This window comes from Methylobacterium sp. CM6246 (genome assembly GCF_054818005.1).
The window spans coordinates 2463534-2481704 of the sequence record NZ_JBTXKY010000001.1 but is presented as its reverse complement, the minus strand read 5'-3'; the positions used below and the strand labels follow the sequence as shown (position 1 = coordinate 2481704).

14 protein-coding genes are annotated in these 18171 nt (G+C 70.5%); 7 read left to right on the top strand and 7 right to left on the bottom strand.

Annotation, left to right across the window (positions count from 1 at the left end):
* Positions 1-56: 56 nt before the first annotated feature.
* The 5 genes from ACYQPG_RS12175 to ilvA all read left to right on the top strand — a co-directional run bounded on the left by ACYQPG_RS12175 (position 57) and on the right by ilvA (position 6434).
* Positions 57-986, top strand: coding sequence for a LysR substrate-binding domain-containing protein (locus tag ACYQPG_RS12175; RefSeq protein ID WP_461231043.1), 930 nt, complete (start codon positions 57-59; stop codon positions 984-986).
* 331 nt (positions 987-1317) lie between these two features.
* Entirely contained in the window at positions 1318-2808 is a 1491-nt protein-coding gene (locus tag ACYQPG_RS12170; RefSeq protein WP_461231042.1) for an argininosuccinate lyase, read from the top strand.
* A 314-nt stretch (positions 2809-3122) separates the two neighbouring features.
* Positions 3123-4181 carry an AbrB family transcriptional regulator gene (locus ACYQPG_RS12165; RefSeq protein ID WP_461232463.1) on the top strand — a complete coding sequence of 353 codons (1059 nt, stop codon included), beginning with the start codon at positions 3123-3125 and terminating at the stop codon, positions 4179-4181.
* Entirely contained in the window at positions 4178-4525 is a 348-nt protein-coding gene (locus ACYQPG_RS12160) for a diacylglycerol kinase (RefSeq protein ID WP_147854338.1), read from the top strand. Before ACYQPG_RS12165 ends, ACYQPG_RS12160 begins: the two co-directional genes overlap by 4 nt.
* 388 nt (positions 4526-4913) lie before the next feature.
* Positions 4914-6434 carry a threonine ammonia-lyase, biosynthetic gene (ilvA, locus tag ACYQPG_RS12155; protein ID WP_461231041.1) on the top strand — a complete coding sequence of 507 codons (1521 nt, stop codon included), beginning with the start codon at positions 4914-4916 and terminating at the stop codon, positions 6432-6434.
* Positions 6435-6438: 4 nt separating this feature from the next.
* On the opposite strand, the gene ACYQPG_RS12150 is transcribed toward ilvA, so the two are convergent.
* The 3 genes from ACYQPG_RS12150 to ACYQPG_RS12140 all read right to left on the bottom strand — a co-directional run bounded on the left by ACYQPG_RS12150 (position 6439) and on the right by ACYQPG_RS12140 (position 9660).
* Complete coding sequence (locus tag ACYQPG_RS12150; protein ID WP_147938121.1) at positions 6439-7098, bottom strand: MgtC/SapB family protein; 660 nt, start codon at positions 7096-7098, stop codon at positions 6439-6441.
* 215 nt (positions 7099-7313) lie between these two features.
* The gene (locus ACYQPG_RS12145) at positions 7314-8252 is read right to left on the bottom strand and encodes an EcsC family protein (RefSeq protein ID WP_461231040.1); all 939 of its coding nucleotides are present in this window, start codon (positions 8250-8252) and stop codon (positions 7314-7316) included.
* Between the two features lie 25 nt (positions 8253-8277).
* Positions 8278-9660: an AmpG family muropeptide MFS transporter gene (locus tag ACYQPG_RS12140; protein WP_147905679.1), complete on the bottom strand. Its 1383-nt coding sequence runs from the start codon at positions 9658-9660 to the stop codon at positions 8278-8280.
* Between the two features lie 240 nt (positions 9661-9900).
* Here ACYQPG_RS12140 and ACYQPG_RS12135 point away from each other — a divergent pair, with 240 nt between their 5' ends.
* The gene (locus tag ACYQPG_RS12135; RefSeq protein WP_147938120.1) at positions 9901-10941 is read left to right on the top strand and encodes a histidine kinase dimerization/phosphoacceptor domain -containing protein; all 1041 of its coding nucleotides are present in this window, start codon (positions 9901-9903) and stop codon (positions 10939-10941) included.
* Between the two features lie 155 nt (positions 10942-11096).
* Complete coding sequence (locus ACYQPG_RS12130) at positions 11097-11540, top strand: response regulator (protein WP_147905678.1); 444 nt, start codon at positions 11097-11099, stop codon at positions 11538-11540.
* A gap of 112 nt (positions 11541-11652) precedes the next feature.
* Here ACYQPG_RS12130 and mutS read toward each other — a convergent pair whose 3' ends face one another.
* From mutS to ACYQPG_RS12110, 4 genes are all read right to left on the bottom strand, one after another.
* Positions 11653-14367: a DNA mismatch repair protein MutS gene (gene mutS / locus ACYQPG_RS12125; protein WP_461231039.1), complete on the bottom strand. Its 2715-nt coding sequence runs from the start codon at positions 14365-14367 to the stop codon at positions 11653-11655.
* Positions 14368-14519: 152 nt separating this feature from the next.
* On the bottom strand, positions 14520-14939 hold the full coding sequence (locus ACYQPG_RS12120) for a hypothetical protein (RefSeq protein WP_461231038.1): 420 nt from the start codon (positions 14937-14939) through the stop codon (positions 14520-14522).
* A gap of 216 nt (positions 14940-15155) precedes the next feature.
* On the bottom strand, positions 15156-16016 hold the full coding sequence (locus ACYQPG_RS12115; RefSeq protein ID WP_461231037.1) for an alpha/beta fold hydrolase: 861 nt from the start codon (positions 16014-16016) through the stop codon (positions 15156-15158).
* Between the two features lie 402 nt (positions 16017-16418).
* Entirely contained in the window at positions 16419-18152 is a 1734-nt protein-coding gene (locus tag ACYQPG_RS12110) for a patatin-like phospholipase family protein (protein WP_461231036.1), read from the bottom strand.
* Positions 18153-18171: the final 19 nt, after the last annotated feature.

Below are 18171 nucleotides of genomic sequence, written 5' to 3'. Positions count from 1 at the left end.
CCTCCGATGTGGCGTTGGCTAATGCATCGTCCCAAACGCCGTGATAGACGCCGCCTATGAACCTGTCGGGCCTGTCGCTGCGCGATCTGGAATATGTGGTGGCCATCGCCGACGAGGGCCATTTCGGCCGGGCGGCTGAGCGCTGCAACGTCAGCCAGCCGACCTTGAGCGTCCAGGTCCGCAAGCTCGAGGCCTCCCTGGGCGTGACCCTGTTCGAGCGCTCGAACCGCCGTGTCCTCCTCACGGAGGCCGGACAGGGGATTGTCCGGCAATCGCGCGTCGTCCTGGCCGAGGCCCAGAGGCTCCTGGCGCTGGCGACCGAGGGGCGCGGCTCGCCGCTCACCGGGCGGCTGGTGCTGGCGGCGATCCAGACGCTGGGACCCTACTTCTTCCCGCTCGTGCTGCGGCCGCTGCGCCAGCAATACCCGCTGCTGACACTGTCGCTGTCGGAATCCCGCACCGCCGAGATCGTCGAGGGCCTGCGCGACGGGCGCATCGACGCCGCCCTGGTCTCCCTGCCCCTGCCTCCGGTCGGGCTGGCGGTGGCGCCGCTCTTCGTCGAGCCGTTCTGGCTGGCCTGCCCGGCCGAGCATGCGCTGGCCCGCAGCGGCGCCCTGTCGGCCACGGAGATCGCCGGGCCGGACCTGCTGCTGCTCGACGAGGGCAACTGCCTGCGCGACCAGGCGATCGCGGCCTGCGGCGCCGGTTCCTCCATGGGGCGCCACGCCACCAGCCTGGAGACCCTCCGCTCGATGGTGGCGGCGGGGACCGGGTACACCCTGCTGCCGGCGCTCGCCGTGCCCGCCGGCCCCGACCCGACCGGCTTGACCGTCACGCGCGCCTTCGACGTCGACGGGCCCGGCCGCACCATCGCGTTGGCTTGGCGGGCGAGCGATCCCCGCGCCCCCGGGCTGGCAAACCTGGCGGCGTTTTTTCGGGCGCACGCACCGGCCGGCACGGCTGCGTGCCGGGATGGGGCGGCATAGGTTTTCGGAATGCGGGCTTTCAGGCACGGCCTTCCCTTCACCCGCCCGTCATCATGGGGCGCCGCAGGCGAGCAGGGGATCCAGATCCGCCGCCAACGCATGCTCTTGGCGCGAATTGCGTTTCTGGATTCTGGGCTCCGCGACGCGGCCCCGAAATGACCGAATGTTTCACGAGGCAGCGGGTTGGTTCGCTCAACCGTGCTGCCGGCACGCCGAGGAGCTTTCAATCCGGGCCGCCGCGAACACGATTCGCATTGTGACGTGTGAAGACCCGCCGGATCGGACAGAATGCCCCGGCCGGCGCGAGACGGCGACCCCCTGGAGCACGTGCATGCGGCGCAGACTGATCGCGACCCTCTTCGCCCTCCTCGCCCCCGCGGCGGCCCGCGCCGAGCCGCACGACAGCTTCGCCCGCATCGACGCCATAGACCGCGCCTCCCTGGTAATGACCGTAGAGGCCGGCATCGTGCCGCACGATCTCGGCGCGCGGATCGCCCGCGCGCTCGATCAGGTCGCGGCGGATGCCGCCAGGCCGGGGGCCGAGCGGCCCGACGACTACCTGCGGATCGAGCCGCTGATCACCGCCATCGCCGGACCGGACGCCACCCGGATGCATTCCGGCCGCAGCCGTCAGGACATCATCCCGACCGTGCTGAAGCTCGACCAGCGCGACCGGCTGCTCGACCTCGCCGAAGCCCTGGACAAGACCCGCGCCGCCCTCCTGGATGTCGCCGGGCGGGAAGCCGATACGATCGTCCCGGCCTACACCAACGGCGTGCAGGCCCAGCCGACGACGCTGGGTCATTACCTGCTCGGCTATGCGGGAGCGCTGGCCCGCGACGGGGATCGCCTGCGCGAGACCTGGGCGCGCGTGAACCTCTCGCCATTGGGGGCCGCGGCGCTCGGCACGTCGAGTTTCCCGGTCGATCGCGTCCGCCTCGCCGGGCTGCTGGGCTTCGATGCGGCGGTGGAGAACAGCTACGATGCCGGACAGCTGGCGCCCATGGATCTCGGCCTGGAGCTGACCGGCCTGTCGGCCAACCTCGCCACCACGGCCGGCAGCTTCGCGCAGGACCTCTACGCCCAGTACCACCAAACCCGGCCGTGGATCCTGCTGCGTGAGGGCGCGCTGACGGGGCCGAGCAGCATCATGCCGCAGAAGCGCAACCCAGTGGCGCTGTACAGCCTGCGCATGAAGGCAAGCGACGTGGTCGGCGCCGCGCAGGCCTTCGTCATCATGTCCCACAACGTCGATTCCGGCATGCCGGACTACAAGCGCAACCAGGCCGAGCCCCCAGGTCGGACCGTCTCCGAGGCGGCCGAGACCTGCCGGCGCTGGACCCGGGTCCTCGATGGGCTGGTGATCGACCGGGAACGGGCCGCCGACGAGGTCGCGGCCGATTATTCCACCACCACGGAGCTTGCCGACACGCTCCAGCGCGAGGCCGACGTGCCGTTCCGGCTCGGGCACCATTTCGCCTCCGAACTGGTGAGCTACGGCCGCAGCCACGACCTGCGCCCAGCCGACCTGCCGTTCACCGAGGTGAAGCGGATCTACGCGGAGGCCGCGGCCAGCTCGGGCCTCAAGCCCGACCTGGCCCTGGACGAGGCCCGGTTCCGGGCCGCCCTGTCGGCCCGAGGCATGATCGACGCCGCGAAGGGGCTCGGCGGACCGCAAGCCCCGGAGGTTCGACGCATGCTGGCGGCCGCCCGGACGCGGCTCGATGCCGACCGGACCTGGCTGGCGGATCGGCGCACCGCGCTCAAGGAGGCGCGCACCCGGCTCGACGCGGCCTTCGCGGATCTCAGCCGGGGGCCGTAGGATCGGCCCCGACGATCGCCGGTCCGGGCCGCCCATCCCGAGGAGCCTGCCGCGCGATCCCCGACGATTCCGGGGGCCTCCGCTTCGCTCCGGTGCCTCAGGATGTGGGCGGGGGCGGAAGAGGCCCCGGGGCGAGCCTGCGCTCGCGAGATGCCTCCGCTTCAGAAAAACGCGCCACCACGATCCCTGTGAAGACCGTAGCTCGCCAGCCCCGACATCGGCATTGCAAAAATCTTTGCCGTGACAGGGCCCATATTGCAGTGTAGCGGGCCTCCGCCCGGCAATCCGTACGGGTGAACCCGCCCCCGGTCGCCTTGCCCTCCTCCCGCAGCCTCGGCCTCTGGGCCGCCCTCGCCGTCGCGTCGGCGGCCGTCTCGCTCGGCCTGCTGCACGCGGGGTTCCCCGCCGCGCTCCTGCTCGGGCCGATGATCGCGGCGATCGCCTTCGGGGTCGGTGGCTCCCGCCTGCACGTGCCGCGCTTCGCCTTCAACGCCGCGCAGGCGATGATCGGCTGTCTGGTGGCCCATGCCGTGACCGGGCAGATCGCCCAGACCTTGTTCGAGGACGGGCCGCTGATCGTCGCCGTGGTGCTGGTGACGGTGGCGGCGAGCGGCTTCGTCGGCTGGATCCTCACGCGGTTGCGGGTGCTGCCCGGGACCACGGCGGCCTGGGGTTCCTCCCCCGGCGGCGCCTCCGCCATGGTGGCGATGGCCGAGGATTTCGGCGCCGATCCGCGGCTCGTGGCCTTCATGCAGTATGTACGGGTCGCCGCCGTGGTGTTCTCGGCCTCGCTGGCCGCCCGGTTCCTGATGGAGGCGCCGGTCCCGGGCGCCGCCGCCGGGGCGGCCGAGGTGACCGGAGCGCTCTCGCTGCTGGCGACGCTGGCGGTCGCGGTGGTCGGGGCCGGCGTCGCCCTGTCCCTCCGGGTCCCGGCCGGCGCGCAGATCGGCCCGATGGTGCTCGGCAGTCTGCTCCATGCCAGCGGCCTGGTGCGGATGTCCCTGCCGGCACCGATCCTCGAACTCGCCTACGCCTGCATCGGCATCTATGTCGGCCTGCGCTTCACCCGCGAAACCCTGCGGCTGACCTTTTCCGCCCTGCCCGGCATCCTGGCCGCGACCTTCTCGGTGATCGCCCTGTGCGGCGCCTGGGGCTGGGGCCTGACCTTCCTGTTGCCGATCGACCTGCTCACCGCCGTGTTGGCCACCAGTCCGGGCGGGCTCGATTCCGTGGCGATCATCGCGGTCGGCTCGAAGGCGGACGTGTCCTTCGTGCTGGCCGTGCAGACGCTGCGCCTGTTCGTGGTGCTGCTGACCGGGCCGCTTCTGGCCAAGTGGATCAGCCGGTCGGTGCCGGAGGGCGCCGCCCGATGAACGCCCTCGTCCTCGCCTTCCTCAATTCCTGGCGCGGCCTGCGCCACGGCGCCCGCACCGAGCGGGCGGTGCGGCAGGAGCTGGTGCTGCTGGCGCTCGGCGTGCCGGTGGCCCTGCTGCTGGGCGCGACCCTCTGGGTCCGGGTCGCCCTGATGGTGAGCCTGCTGCTGATGCTGGCCGCCGAGTTCCTCAACACCGCCGTGGAGAAGCTCTGCGACCACGTCCACCCCGGCCACCACCCGATGATCGGCACCGTGAAGGATCTGGCCTCGGCCGGGACCTTTATGGCCCAGATGGCGGCGCTGCTGGTGTGGGTGGCGGCGCTCGTGGAGCGGGTGGGGTGACCTGACCGGGATGTCCCGCGCGCAGCTGCTGCGTGCGAACTGGTAAGACCGTCAGATCTTTGACCGGCTGGGTGTTGGTGGTGTCTGGTTCCGCCACCTTCGGCCGCGACCAAGCCGAGCGGTCTTACGCTGGGCTGACGGCGCTGTTCGCCAAGAACCCCGCTGCTGGCCTTCTTCCGGGATGACCTCGTGCCTCCGGTGCGGCTGTATCCGTACCGCGCGCATGTCGTCGGGTATGTCGAGCACGCGGCCGGCATCTTGATCGTCCGCGTCCTGCACGGCTGCCAGGACTGGGCCCGGCCTCTGACCTGAGCGAGCCTCCGCTCGCATCTCGCCGCGCGAGGGTCTATCTCGGCCCATCCGCGCCGCGCGCCGAAGTCCCAAAAACATGACCGACTACATCCGCAAGATCCTGACCGCCCGCGTCTACGACGTGGCGATCGAGAGCCCGCTCGATCCGATGCCCCGGATGACGAAGCGGCTCGGCCGGCCCGTGCTGCTCAAGCGCGAGGACCTGCAGCCCGTCTTCTCGTTCAAGCTGCGCGGCGCCTACAACAAGATGTCGGGCCTGAGCCCGGACCAGATCGCCCGGGGCGTGGTCTGCGCCTCCGCGGGCAACCATGCGCAGGGCGTGGCGCTGGCGTCGGCCAAGCTCGGGGCCCGGGCGGTGATCGTGATGCCGCGCACCACCCCGTCGATCAAGGTCGATGCCTGCCGGGCCCGCGGCGCCGAGGTGGTGCTGCACGGTGACGCGTTCGACGAGGCCCTGGCCCACGCCAAGATCCTGGAGGCCGAGCAGGGGCTGACCTTCCTGCACCCGTTCGACGATCCCGAGGTCATCGCCGGCCAGGGGACCATCGGCAAGGAGATCCTGGAGCAGCATACCGGGCCGATCGAGGCGATCTTCGTGCCGGTGGGCGGCGGCGGGCTGGCCGCCGGGATCGCGACCTTCGTGAAGTACCTGCGGCCCGGCACCAAGGTGATCGGCGTCGAGCCTGAGGATGCTGCCTGCATGGCGGCTGCGCTCGCCGCCGGCACCCGGGTCAGCCTGCCCTCGGTCGGGCTGTTCGCCGACGGCGTCGCCGTGCGCCAAGCCGGCGAGGAGACCTTCCGGCTCTGCCGGGAGCATCTCGACGAAGTCATCACGGTGGACACCGACGCCATGTGCGCGGCGGTGAAGGACATCTTCGACGACACCCGGGCGGTGTCGGAGCCGTCCGGGGCGCTGAGCCTCGCCGGGGCCAAGCTCTACGCCGAGCGCGAGGGCGGCGACGGCACCCTGATCGCGATCTCGTCGGGGGCGAACCTCAACTTCGACCGCCTGCGCCATATCGCCGAGCGGGCGGAGATCGGCGAGCAGCGCGAGGTCCTGCTCGGCGTCTCCATCCCGGAGCAGCCCGGCGCCTACCGGGCGTTCATCAGGGCGCTCGGGCCGCGGGCGATCACCGAGTTCAACTACCGCCACGCCCCGGGCTCCGAGGCGCAGATCTTCGTGGGCATCAACATCGCCGGCGGCAAGCGCGAGAAGCAGGGACTGATCGGCGACCTGCGCGAGGCCGGCTACCGCGTGCTCGACATGAGCGACAACGAGATGGCGAAGGTCCATGTCCGCTACATGGTCGGCGGCCGGGCCGTCGGGGTCGCGCATGAGCGGCTGTTCCGCTTCCAGTTCCCGGAGCGGCCGGGCGCGCTGATGAAGTTCCTGGACGCGCTGGGGCCCGGCTTCGACATCACCCTGTTCCACTACCGCAACCACGGCGCCGATTACGGCCGGGTCCTCGCCGGCATCGCGGTGCCGGCGGCCGAGCGCACACGGTTCGATGCTGCAATCGAGGCGTTGGGCTACCCGGCCACCGACGAGACCGAGAATCCGGCCTATCGCCTCTTCCTGGACGGCGAGGCGGCCTGAGACGTCAGCTGTCGACGGTATCGACCGAGACCACCTCGGCGGTCTCGCGCAGCTTGGCGGCGATCGCTTCGAAGCTCGTGCGCGACAGCCGGACGAAGGTGACGGTGACCTCGTCGAGGTCCGGGTCTGAAGCCGGCCGGGTGCTGAACTGGCGCACCCGCGAGGCGCGCTCGCCGGTCACCGCATGGAGGGTGTCGATCGACATCCCGCCCTTGCGGACGGTCATGCGCAGGGTCTGGGACCGCATCCGCTCGCGCCAGCGTTCCTCGAACGGCTTGATCCCCGCCAGGATGCCGACCACCAGGACCGTCGTCGCCAAAGCCGGCACATAAAGCCCGCTGCCGATCGCGAGCCCGATCGCCGCCACGCCCCACAGGCTTGCCGCCGTGGTGAGCCCCTTCACGACCTCGCCGCGCAGCAGGATCGTGCCCGCGCCGAGGAACCCGATTCCCGAGACGACCTGCGCGGCGATGCGCGAGGGATCGAGCACGACGTTCTTGGTGCCGAGCACGTCGCTGAAGCCGAAGGCCGAGACGATCATGATCAGGCAGGAGCCGACGCAGACGAGCATGTGCGTCCGCAGGCCCGCCGCCCAGAGCAGCCGCTCGCGCTCCAGCCCGATGACGCTGCCGGCCAGCGCCGCCAAGGCGAGCCGCATCACCATCTCCGCGTTGCTGATCAGGATCGCCTCCATCGCTGCGCGTCAGACGGATCGTTTCTGGCGGGACCGGGAAGGCGGATCAAGGCGGATCCGGGATTCGATCGCCGTTCCGCTCGGCGTGCCTCTCGGGGCCACAGGCGAACCCGGAATGCCGAGGCGGTCCGTCCCGACGACAGCGAGGCTGCCGACCGCAAGACCGTTCAGGCGGCGACGCGCGTTCAGGCCGCCGCCAGCGCCGCCTTCTCCACCTCGTAGGCCGCCCGCACGGCGGCCGGACCGTAGGCCCGCTCGAGCCGCCGGACCGTGAAATGCGCCCGGGCGGTCGATTGGAAATGGCTCATGAAGGCGGTGTTTACCGCAGCCCCCCCGAAGGCGCCCAGCACGGGGACGGCCTGCGCGGCGACCTTCTGCGAGACGACCAAGCCGAATCGGGCCGCGATCTGCGCCGTGAACCGGATCAGGGCCGGAGCCGACTGGTCGAGCAGGGTCTTGCTGCCGGCGTAGCGCGCGGCCTCCGCCAGGGTCTTGGCCAGGGCCGCCCGGACCGCGAAATAGCCGCTCTCGGTCAATGCCGAGCCCGCCTCCGTCTCGGCCGCGGTGCGTCCGCCCAGGGCGAAGACCTGGACGCAGGCCAAGGCACCCTCTGGCGTTTCCAGGTCCTCGCCTTCGTCGCGGGCGATTTCGGCGATCGAGCGGAGCATCAGCGTGGTCGAAACCGGCAGCTCGACGGCCAGCGTCGCCAGCCCGAACGCGCCGCCCAGCGCCCCGGACAGCGCCGCGAACGCCTTGTGCTTGGTGTCGCCCGAGCCGAGCAGACGGGTCAGCCGGCTGTCCGCCTTGGCGGCGACTGCCTCGATCTCGGTACCCGCGGTGGGAACGACGTCCCTGCGCGGCAGCGTCGCCAGGGCGACCCGCAGCGCCCCGCGCATCGCCGCCTCGGTGGAGCGGCCGACGGCCTCCGTCACCGGGGCGGGCAGCGAGCGGCCGATGATGTCGAGCGGGGCGCCGGCCGCCGAGGACAGGCGGGCGGCCAGGCTCGGCCGCTCCAGTACCGCCACGGCCCGGCGCAGGGCGGCGAGGTCCGCCTCGCTCAAGGCGATTTCGGGGATCGGCGCCGGCATCGTCGCGTCGGCGCGAGTGAGATCGCTCGTGCTCATCCGTGAATTCCTGGATCTGATCGCATCACGCGGTGCCGGAAGCCCGCGCCGTGGAAGGAAGCTCGGGCGCCGGGATGCGGTTCCCCGCCTCGTCCGCCGCCCGCGCCGCAGCCTCGTCCTGACGCTGCCCGCGCCGCCCGACCGCGAGGCAGAGGATCAGCACCGGGATCCCGACCAGGGAGGTCATCACGAAGAAGGCCGGATAGCCGATCGCCGCCACGACGAAGCCGGACGACCCCGCGACCAGCTTGCCCGGCAGGGCGTAGAGCGAGGAGAACAGTGCGTACTGCGTCGCCGCGTAGGCCGGGCTGGTGAGGCTCGACATGTAGGCGATCAGCACGATGCCGGCGAAGGAGCCGCAGAAGTTCTCGATCGAGATCGCCACCGTCAGGCGCCAGATCTCGGGAGCGCCGGCCGACAGCCAGGCGAAGGACAGGTGCGAGGAGGCGGCCAGGAAGGCGCCGAGCAGCAACGTCGGGAACAGGCCGAGCCGCGCCAGGGCCCAGCCGCCCGCGAAGCCCCCCGCGATGCCGACCCAGATGCCGTACAGCTTGGTGACGGTTGCGATCTCTTTGAGGTCGAAGCCCAGCGTCCGATAGAGCGGGCTCGCCATCACGCCCGAGAGGAAATCCGGCAGACGGTAGAGCGCCACCAGCAGCAGGATGCCCCAGAGCGCGCCGCCGAAGCGGCCGTGCAGCTCGGTCAGCGGCTCCAGCACGGCCCGGCGCATGGACCAGAACCGGGAATGCCCGGCCGCGTCGGCCTGCACCCGCGCGGGTGCGTCGAAGGCCGGCGCCAGCAGCGCGGCGATCATCCCGACCAGCATCAGGGCCGCCATGATCAGGTAGGCCAGCGTCCAGCCCCCGGACGAGGCGATGAACAGGGCCCCGGCGCCGGCCGCGATCAGCCCGAGCCGGTAGCCGAGGTTCGAGGTCGCCGCCAGGATGCCCTGGAAGTCGCTGCCGGCGGCGTCGATGCGCCAGCCGTCCACGACCACATCCTGGCTCGCCGCGCAGAAGGCCACCAGGAAGGCCCCGAAGCCGAGCAGCGCCAGGTTGGTCTTCGGGTCCGAGAAGGCCATCAGGATCAGGCACAGGGCGACGGCGGCCTGCGTGGTTACCATCCAGGCCCGCCGCCGGCCGAGCAGCCTGCTCAGCACCGGCACGTTCAGCCGGTCGATCGCCGGGGCCCACAGGAACTTCAGCGAGTACGGCAGCGCGACGTAGCTGAACAGGCCGATCGCCCGCACGTCGATATCCGAGAAGGCGAGCCGGAGCGTGAAGGTCCCGAGCACCAGCAGGAGCGGCAGCCCGGAGGAGAATCCGAGCGCCAGCATCAGCAGGATTCGGCGATCCTCGACGATATCGCGCAGGTGAAAGCGGCGCGCAGCCTGTGGCGGGTTGGCCATGGCATGGAACTCCTGAGCCGTAATGGCCTTGATCCCGCGAAATCGTGGCAGCCTTGCGCCGTTCGGGTCTTGGCTGAATCGGGGGGCCGTGCGCCTAAATCATGGTCGATGCCTGCTTAACGTGGTCTCCACGTCCTGCATGCGCGGGGCGTGATCGGCGTTGCCGTATCCTAAAGCCGGGTCGATCGAGTGTGGAATGATGCGTTGAGTGCCCGCCCCGAGCCCAGTCCGCCAAACGCGATGCTGGTCGATGCCTTTGCCCGTTCGCCGTCCCCGATGGTGATCACCGACGCGCGTGCGCCCGACAACCCGATCTCCTGGGTCAACGACGCGTTCCTGGCATTGAGCGGCTTCGCCGTCCATGAACTGGTCGGACGCAACTGCCGCATGCTCCAGGGGCCTGGAACCGACAAGGCCGAGGTGGCCCGGATCCGGGCCGCCGTCCAAGCCGGTGATTCGATCAGCTCCGAGCTGCTGAACTATCGCAAGGACGGCTCTCCCTACTGGAGCGCCATGACGATCACACCGGTCCACGACGCGGCCGGCCTCGCGTATTTCTACGCGGCGCAATCCGACATGACCCACACCCGCGAACGCGAGTTCACCATGCGGGTGAACAACGACGAGTTGGAGCGCCTGGTCGCGGCCCGCACCCATGACCTCAGTGCGGCTCTGGAGCAGAAGACCGCTCTGCTTCACGAGGTCGACCACCGGGTGAAGAACAATCTTCAGGTCATCTCCTCGCTGATGCTGCTGAAGGCCCGGCGCACGCCGGAGGGCGAGGCCCGGGACGCGCTCCAGGGCATGGCCGAGCGGATCGGAGCGCTCTCGACCGCGCACCGGATGCTCTATTCCGAGGGTGACTGCACCCACTTCAACCTCGGCGATTTCGCGGCCGAGTTCCTGTCCGACGTGAATGCCGGCCTCGATCACGAGACGCGACGCGTCGAGGCGGAGGTCGAGCCGATCTCGGTGGCGGCCGCCATGGCGGCACCGCTCGCCCTGCTCATCCACGAGCTGACCGCGAACGCCCTGCGTCACGCCTTCCCGGATGCGCGTGAGGGCCGCGTCTCGATCACTGCCCGTCGCACCGAGTCCGGGATGCGCCTGACGATCCGCGACGACGGCGTCGGCATCGCGGCGGCGGCCCCGAACCCCGCCGGTTTCGGTCGTAATCTCGTGGAGATGGTGGTGCGCCAGCTGCGAGGCACCATCGCCTGGGTCGATGCCGGACCCGGCACCCATGTCCAGATCGATATCCCGCTCCTGGCGCCGGCTTGAGTCTTCGGCCCAAAGGCCTCAAGCTCAGTGCCCCTGAACACCATCCCGAAGGCCGGATGCTGGCTCTCGGACCGCGTCGATGCTCGATGAAGAACCTGGAGCCTCCCCGGATCCGCGATCCGCTGGTGGGCCCTGCAACGGGATGGGGACAGCGCATGAGGGGCGGGAATGCCGGCACGGACGCTGCGCTCCGCATCCTCGTGGTCGAGGATGAGGTGCTGATCGCCCTCGAACTCGAATGCCTGCTCGACGATCTCGGGCACGTCACGGTCGGCATCGCGGGGAGTTCGACCGAGGCGATCGCGCTGGGGCGCTCCGCCACTCCGGACGTCGCCTTCGTGGACATCCACCTGGTCGACGGCCCCACCGGCGTCGAGGTCGCCCGGGCGCTCTCGGCGGATCCGCGGATCACCGTGGTGTTCATGACCGCCAACGCGAAGCGCATCCCGGACGACTTCGCGGGTGCCATCGGGGTGATCGCCAAGCCCTATAGCGAGCGCGTTGTCGCCAGCATCCTGGACTGGGTCGGCGACCGCCGGGCCGGCCGTGCGCCGGAGCATGGCGCGCCGGACGGCTTTCATTTTGCTCCGGCGCCGTAAATCTGCAGACCCAACGCTCCTATCAAATCCCCCAAGTCGAGGCGACGGCGCGAGGCTGCTGCGCAGCACTCCAGGATGAGGAGGCTTGGCGGGAACCCCTCTTACGCCGCGATCACCGCTTCTCCGCCCGCTCGCGTTTGAGCCGATAGAGCGCGTCCAGCGCCTCCCGGGGCGTCAGCGCGTCCGGATCGATGGTGTCGAGCAGCGTGCCGATCGGATCCTCGGCCGGCGGTTCCGGCGGCGGTGGCGGGGCGAGGGCTGCGAACAGCGGCAGGTCGTCGATCCTGGCCCGGGCCGGACGCCCGCGCTCCGCCTTCTCCAGGCTCTTCAGGATCGCCCCGGCGCGGGTGACCACGCTGGCCGGCAGCCCGGCCAGACGCGCCACCTGGAGGCCGTAACTGCGCTCGGCGATGCCCGGCACCACCTCGTGCAAGAAGACCACGCCGTCGCGGTGCTCGGCCACCTTCAGGGTCGCGTTGTCGAGCCGCGCCAGCCGGTCGCCGAGCGCCGTCAACTCGTGGAAGTGCGTGGCGAACAGTGCCCGGCAGGCATTGGCCTCGTGGAGGTGCTCGAGGCAGGCCCAGGCGATCGACAGCCCGTCGAAGGTCGCGGTGCCGCGCCCGATCTCGTCCAGGATCACCAGGGAGCGCCGGCTCGCCTGATTGAGGATCGCGGCGGTCTCGACCATCTCGACCATGAAGGTCGATTGCCCGCGCGCCAGGTCGTCGGCGGCGCCCACTCTGGAGAACAGGCGGTCGACCCGCCCGATCTGCGCCGACGCCGCCGGAACGAACGCGCCCATCTGGGCCAGCACGGCGATCAGGGCGTTCTGGCGTAGAAAGGTCGACTTCCCGCCCATGTTCGGGCCGGTGATCAGTCGGATCCGGCCGCGCGTCTCGCCCGACAGGTCGCAATCGTTGGCGATGAACGGCTCGCCCGCCCGGCGCAACGCGGCCTCAACCACCGGGTGACGACCGCCGATGATCGCGAAGGCCAGGGTATCGTCCACCTCGGGCCGCCGCCAGTCCAACTCGACCGCGAGTTCGGCGTTGCTGGCCGCGACGTCGAGCGACGCCAGGGCTTCGGCGACCCGCGCAGTCTGCGAAGACTGTTCGACGATACGGCCGGCCAATTCTTCGAAGATCGCGGATTCGAGCGCCAGCGCGCGGTCCGAAGCGCCGGAGATCCTTCGCTCCAGGTCGCCCAATTCGACGCTCGTGAAGCGCATCGCATCGACCATGGTCTGGCGATGCACGAAGTCCCGCTGAAGGCCCTTGAGGCAGGCCTCACCCACCGATTGCGGAACCTCGATGAAATATCCGAGCAGGTTGTTGTGCTTGATCCGCAGCGTCCGGCAGCCGGTCTCCTCGGCGTAGCGGGCCTGGAGTGCCGCGACGACCTTGCGCGAATCCTGGCCGAGCAGCCGGGCCTCGTCCACCGCCGCGGAAAACCCCGCTTTGACGAAGCCGCCGTCCCGCCGGGACAGGGGCAGCTCGTCGGCCAACGCGGCCTGCAGCGACGTCGCCAGGGCCGGATCGGCCGCCCCCAGGGCCTCGGCGACCTCCGCAAGCTCCGGTGTGCCTACGCCGGCCTGCGTCAGGACCGCCCCGAGGCCGGCGGCGGCCGACAGCCCGTCCCGGATCGCGGCCAGGTCCCGGGGGCCGCTGCGCCCCAACCCGACCCGGGAGAGCGCCCGCGCCAGATCGGGGGCCCGGGCCAGCGTCTCGCGGATCGCTTTCCGGAGGCCGTGGTCCTCGACGAGATACGCGACGGTCTCGTGCCGGCGGGCGATCCGCTCCAGGTCGGTGAGCGGCCCCGCCAGGCGCTCGGCCAGCAGGCGGGCGCCGTTGGCGGTGACGGTCCGGTCGATCGTGTCCAGCAGGCTGCCGGTGCGCTCGCCCGAGAGCGTGCGGGTCAGCTCCAGGTTGGCGCGGGTGGCGGCATCGATGGCGAGCGTCGACCCCGCCGCCTCGCGGCTCGGCACCGAGAGGGGCGCCCGGGCGGCGAGCTGCGTGCGGGCGATGTACAGGAGCCCGGTCCCGGCGGCCTGGATCTCGGCCCGGGTGAAATTGCCGAAGCCGTCGAGGGTCGAGACGCCGTATTGCTCGCGCACCCGCCGCTCGGCCGCGGCGGGCTCCAGTTCGGCTTGGGCCAGGGGGACGATCGCGGCCCGGCTCTCCTGCCAGATCCGCGCCAGCGCCGGATCGGCGTGGATCGCCTCCGACAGGACGATCTCCCGGGGATCGTACCGGGCGATGGCGCCGGCGAGATCGCCACCCGAGACCTCGCTCAGGGAGAAGCGGCCGGTGGAGATGTCGATGGCGGCGAGGCCGTACGCCGTGGCCCCCTCCCCGGTCTTGCGTCGGCCGATCGCCAGCAGGAGGTTGGCGCTGGCCGGATCGAGGAGGCGATCCTCCGTGATCGTGCCCGGCGTGACGAGGCGGACCACCTCGCGTCGCACCACCGATTTCGGGCCGCGCCGCTTGGCTTCGGCGGGATCCTCGGTCTGCTCGCAGACCGCGACCCGGTTGCCCAGCGCGATCAGGCGGCTGAGGTAGTCGTCGGCGCGGTCGACCGGCACGCCGCACATCGGGATCTCGGCGCCACCGTGCCGGCCGCGCTTGGTCAGCACGATCCCGAGAGCCCGCGACGCGATCTCAGCGTCGCCGAAGAACAGCTCGTAGAAATCCCCCATCCGGTAGAACAGAAGGCAGTCGGGGTTGGCCGCCTTGATCTCGATGTACTGCGCCATCATCGGCGTTGCGCCGGCCGGATCCAGGCTGGCGGCGGGCGGTGTGTCGGCGATGCGGACGGCGGTTCGGGCCATGGCGCCTCTTAGCAGAGTGCGTCTGCCGAATCAGGCCGTCCCGGGCTACGCGCCTGGGGAGAAGCCGTCATCGTCGGTGGATGCCGTCGCTCCGACATAGAAAAACCCGGCGCTTGCGGCGCCGGGCTGTCATTCGAACTGGGAGTGCCGGCTCAGTAACGCGGGCCGCCGGTGGTGCTGCCCAGGTTCTGCTGGTAGCCCGGCCGCGACGGGTTCTTCGAGTTCGGGTTGCCGTGGTGCATCGTATTCATGCGGCGCATCCGGCGCTGATGGCGCGTGGAATGATGGCGGTGCATCCGGTGATCGTGGCGGTGATGCATCGCGACCTGATCGATCATGTCGTGACCCGTCAGGCCCGATTGCGGCAGCGCCGGGGCCGCCTGAACCGCCGCCGTTCCGGCGACGAGACCGCCCAAGACCAAGCTTGCGGTCAGCAGTGAACGAAAAGACATTTTTAAAATACTCCATCCGACTTCGAGAAGGCGATCCACAATGATCTGCGGCTGGCGAAGTTCCCAAGACTCTGCTGAAAAAGATTCAGTCCCATCGATGGAAAAATCGGATCGTCCCAAGGTCCAGAGCGTGTTTCGTCGATAGACCTACCTTGAGCAAAATCGAGGTCATGATAGTACAACTTCTGAGATGAATTAAGCGCTCGACTGCCGAAACCGTGAGACTTTCGTCGGCTCGACACGTACGAGACCGGGCCGGATGCAGTCTTTCCGGGATCGGCACTGAACGCAGACAGCCCGTCGAAGAGATGAGCGGGGTCGGCCCGGGATCGTGATTCAGACCAGAAACGCTTGCAACGCGCTGTTGACGGCCACCGGCTCCTCGTAAGCGAGCCAGTGGCTCGCGCTTGGGAACCACGCGATCCGCCCGTCCTCGCAGAGATCCAGGCTCGCCTCCGCGAGGCCGGATTGCAGGGCGGTGTCCTGCTTGCCCCAGAGGATCAGGGTCGGCACGCGGACCCGCGGCGGCGCCGTCCGCGGCAACTGCGCCAAGGCACGGTACCAGTTCAGCATGGCGGTCATCGCGCCCGGCTGCAGCCAGGCCTCGACATAGCGATCGAGGTCCGAAGCCGCGAAGGCCCCGGGCCGGCTCGTGCGGGTCAGGGCCCGCCGCAAGGCCCGGCACCGATCCGCCGTCAGCAGCCGCTCGGGCAGCACGGGGATCTGGAACAGGCCGACATAGGAGCTCCGCAGCCACTGCCCCGGGTGGCGGCGGATGTAGGATCCGACAATGCCCGGATGCGGCGCGTTGAGGATCGCGAGCCGGTCGATGCGGTCGGGATACAGGCTGGCGACCCACCACGCGACCAGCCCACCCCAATCGTGGCCGACGAGGCGGATAGTCCGGAAGCCGCAGGCGTCGGCCAGGGCGATCACGTCACCGGCCAGCCGGTCGAGATGGTAGGCGGCGATGCCGTGCGGCTTGTCGCTGAGGCCGTAACCGCGCTGATCGGGCACGACCAGCCGCAAGCCTGCCTCCGAGAGCGCTCCGATCTGATGGCGCCAGCCGTACCAGGATTCGGGAAAGCCGTGCAGGAGGATGGTCGGCGGACCCGCCTGCGGACCGGCCTCGGCCACGTGCAGGGTCACCTCCGGCAGGACGACCCGGCGCATCGCAACGCCCGCTACATCGTTCATCCGATCCCGTGCTCCGTCAGGCCCGACGGCTCACGTGGGCCGCCGGCCGTGCATCCATCCCGTCAGAAGCCAAGGGCGGAACAGGCGCTCGCCTCGGCCGCGAGTTGGTCCCTGAGCCGATCCGGAGATGTCCGCGTCCAGAGACAGAGCAGGACGAAGGCGGCACCGTGCAGCAGGGCTCCCGAGGCGGGGACATAGGGTGCGCCATCGCCATCCCGTAGGCTTGATGCCCGCGCGCTATCGGTCCGGTTGCGTGGTCCTGAAGAATTCGTAGTCATCGTCTTCGAGCTCAGCGTGTCTTCGTCTCAGGGAAGATCGTTGACCGGGGCATCTGGTTACCCCCTGCTCGTCGCCACGGTGTGCTGGCACACGCGCGACCGCCCTGCGCAATCCGGCGATCGGTCAGCGCATCGGATCGAGCCACTGCGCCAGATGTCCGGCCTCGATGTTCGCGCGGGTGTCCCGGTAACCGAGCTCGGCCGATTCCCGGAAGCTCGACCACGCGCGCAGATCGATGCCGGCGAGCGGCGGTCTGAGCAGGGCCGTGGCGTGGGCCGCGGCCATCATGGTTTGCGCGTCGCTCGACACGGTGGCCGCGCGCAACAAGAGCGGCGCCAGGCCCGGCATCGCGGCCGGCGAGCCGATCAACCTGCGCAGGAGCCGGCCGCGCCAGCCCCGGATGGGCATGTCCTGGAACGCGCGGTCGCTGCCGACATCGACGGCCAGGACCGGACCACGCTCCAGTTCGGCGGCGACGTCCGCGGGCACGTTGTTCATCATGCCCCCGTCGACCAGCACGCCCGCCTCGCACAGGACTGGGGGCAGCAGTCCCGGGATCGCGATGCTCGCCCGCAAGGCCTTGGGCAGGTCCCCGGCGCGGTGGATCATCGCCCGCCCGGTCGTCAGGTTCGACGACACGCAGAAATACGGCAGCCACAGGTCCTCGATCCGCGCGCCGCCGTAGCGTTCGGCGAGACCTGCGTCGACCTTGGAACCCCGCGTCAGGGCGTGGATGGGCAAAGTGTAATCGTTGATCAGGCTGCGGCCGGCGAACGAGGCCTCGGTCTGCGCCTGGATCTCGGCGAGGCTCCAGCCCATGGCGAGGCTGGCGGCGATGATCGCTCCCATGCTGGTGCCGCCCACGAAGTCCGGCGGGCAGCCGGCCTCGTCCAGGGCCTGGAGCACGCCGAGATGGGCAAAGGCGCGCGCGCCGCCGCCGCCGAGCACCAGTCCCCGCCCGACCCCGCTGGCCAGCCGTGCAAGCCGACGGACGTCGAGGTGCCGGCCGGGGCGGACCTGGACCCGCATCGCAACGGGCAGGCCGGCGACCTGCGGGTGCAGGGCCTTCGGGCGCGATGCCGCGGGGTCCTGGCGCACCACCAGGTCCATGCGGATCCAGTCGGACCGCACCCGCTCCAGATAGGCGGTCACGCCGGGGCGCGGCGGCGCGCCGGGCTCGGCAAGCAACAGAACATGGTCGCCGAGGCGCTGACTCAGCCGCGACCACGCGTCGCCGATGTCCCGCGCAACGAACACCGTCCGCGCATGCCGGGCCTCGAAGGCGTGAACCCAGTCCTCGTCGGCCCCATCCGGCCACCGGCTCAGGCAAGCCGTTTTCCCCGGCAGGATCGCGTCGAGGGCGGCGGCGAAATCGTGGGCGAGCGGCTCCGGGTCCGGGCCATCCGTCACCGCCAGAACCACGAAGGTGCGCGGCGCGTGATGCACCGAATGGCCGTCGTAGAGCGTGCGCAGGCGCTCGGCGAGCATGCGGGCGAAGTAGAGGAGCGTGTGTGGATGCTCCGTGATCACGGTCTCGAAGGCGGCGCGGGTCAGGCACAGGAACTGCGAATCCCGCAGTGCCATGACGGTCGCGGCGCGCGGCGCCTCGGACAGGAGCGCCATCTCGCCGAAGGTCTCGGGTGGGCGCAGCCGGGCGATCCGGGTGAAGATCCCGTGGCGATCGCGCGTCGAGACGCCGACCGCGCCGGAAACCAGCGTGTAGAGCGCGTCGCCGACATCGCCCTGCTCAAACAGGGTCCGGCCGGCTGGCACCGCCATCGAGACCATGCGGCCACGGACGGCCGAGACCGCCGCCGCGTCAAGTCCGGCCAGGAACGGGATCTCGGGTGCGCTCATGTGCGCTCCGCTGCGGCCG

Bases quoted from the DNA above. Each gene is read 5' to 3' on its own strand.
- ACYQPG_RS12175 (WP_461231043.1), top strand. From the start codon at position 57: ATGAACCTGTCGGGCCTGTCGCTGCGCGATCTGGAATATGTGGTGGCC.
- ACYQPG_RS12115 (WP_461231037.1), bottom strand. From the start codon at position 16,016: ATGAACGATGTAGCGGGCGTTGCGATGCGCCGGGTCGTCCTGCCGGAG.
- ACYQPG_RS12150 (WP_147938121.1), bottom strand. From the start codon at position 7,098: ATGGTGATGCGGCTCGCCTTGGCGGCGCTGGCCGGCAGCGTCATCGGG.
- ACYQPG_RS12130 (WP_147905678.1), top strand. From the start codon at position 11,097: ATGAGGGGCGGGAATGCCGGCACGGACGCTGCGCTCCGCATCCTCGTG.
- mutS (WP_461231039.1), bottom strand. From the start codon at position 14,367: ATGGCCCGAACCGCCGTCCGCATCGCCGACACACCGCCCGCCGCCAGC.
- ACYQPG_RS12145 (WP_461231040.1), bottom strand. From the start codon at position 8,252: ATGAGCACGAGCGATCTCACTCGCGCCGACGCGACGATGCCGGCGCCG.
- ACYQPG_RS12170 (WP_461231042.1), top strand. From the start codon at position 1,318: ATGCGGCGCAGACTGATCGCGACCCTCTTCGCCCTCCTCGCCCCCGCG.
- ACYQPG_RS12135 (WP_147938120.1), top strand. From the start codon at position 9,901: ATGCTGGTCGATGCCTTTGCCCGTTCGCCGTCCCCGATGGTGATCACC.
- ACYQPG_RS12160 (WP_147854338.1), top strand. From the start codon at position 4,178: ATGAACGCCCTCGTCCTCGCCTTCCTCAATTCCTGGCGCGGCCTGCGC.
- ACYQPG_RS12140 (WP_147905679.1), bottom strand. From the start codon at position 9,660: ATGGCCAACCCGCCACAGGCTGCGCGCCGCTTTCACCTGCGCGATATC.
- ilvA (WP_461231041.1), top strand. From the start codon at position 4,914: ATGACCGACTACATCCGCAAGATCCTGACCGCCCGCGTCTACGACGTG.
- ACYQPG_RS12110 (WP_461231036.1), bottom strand. From the start codon at position 18,152: ATGAGCGCACCCGAGATCCCGTTCCTGGCCGGACTTGACGCGGCGGCG.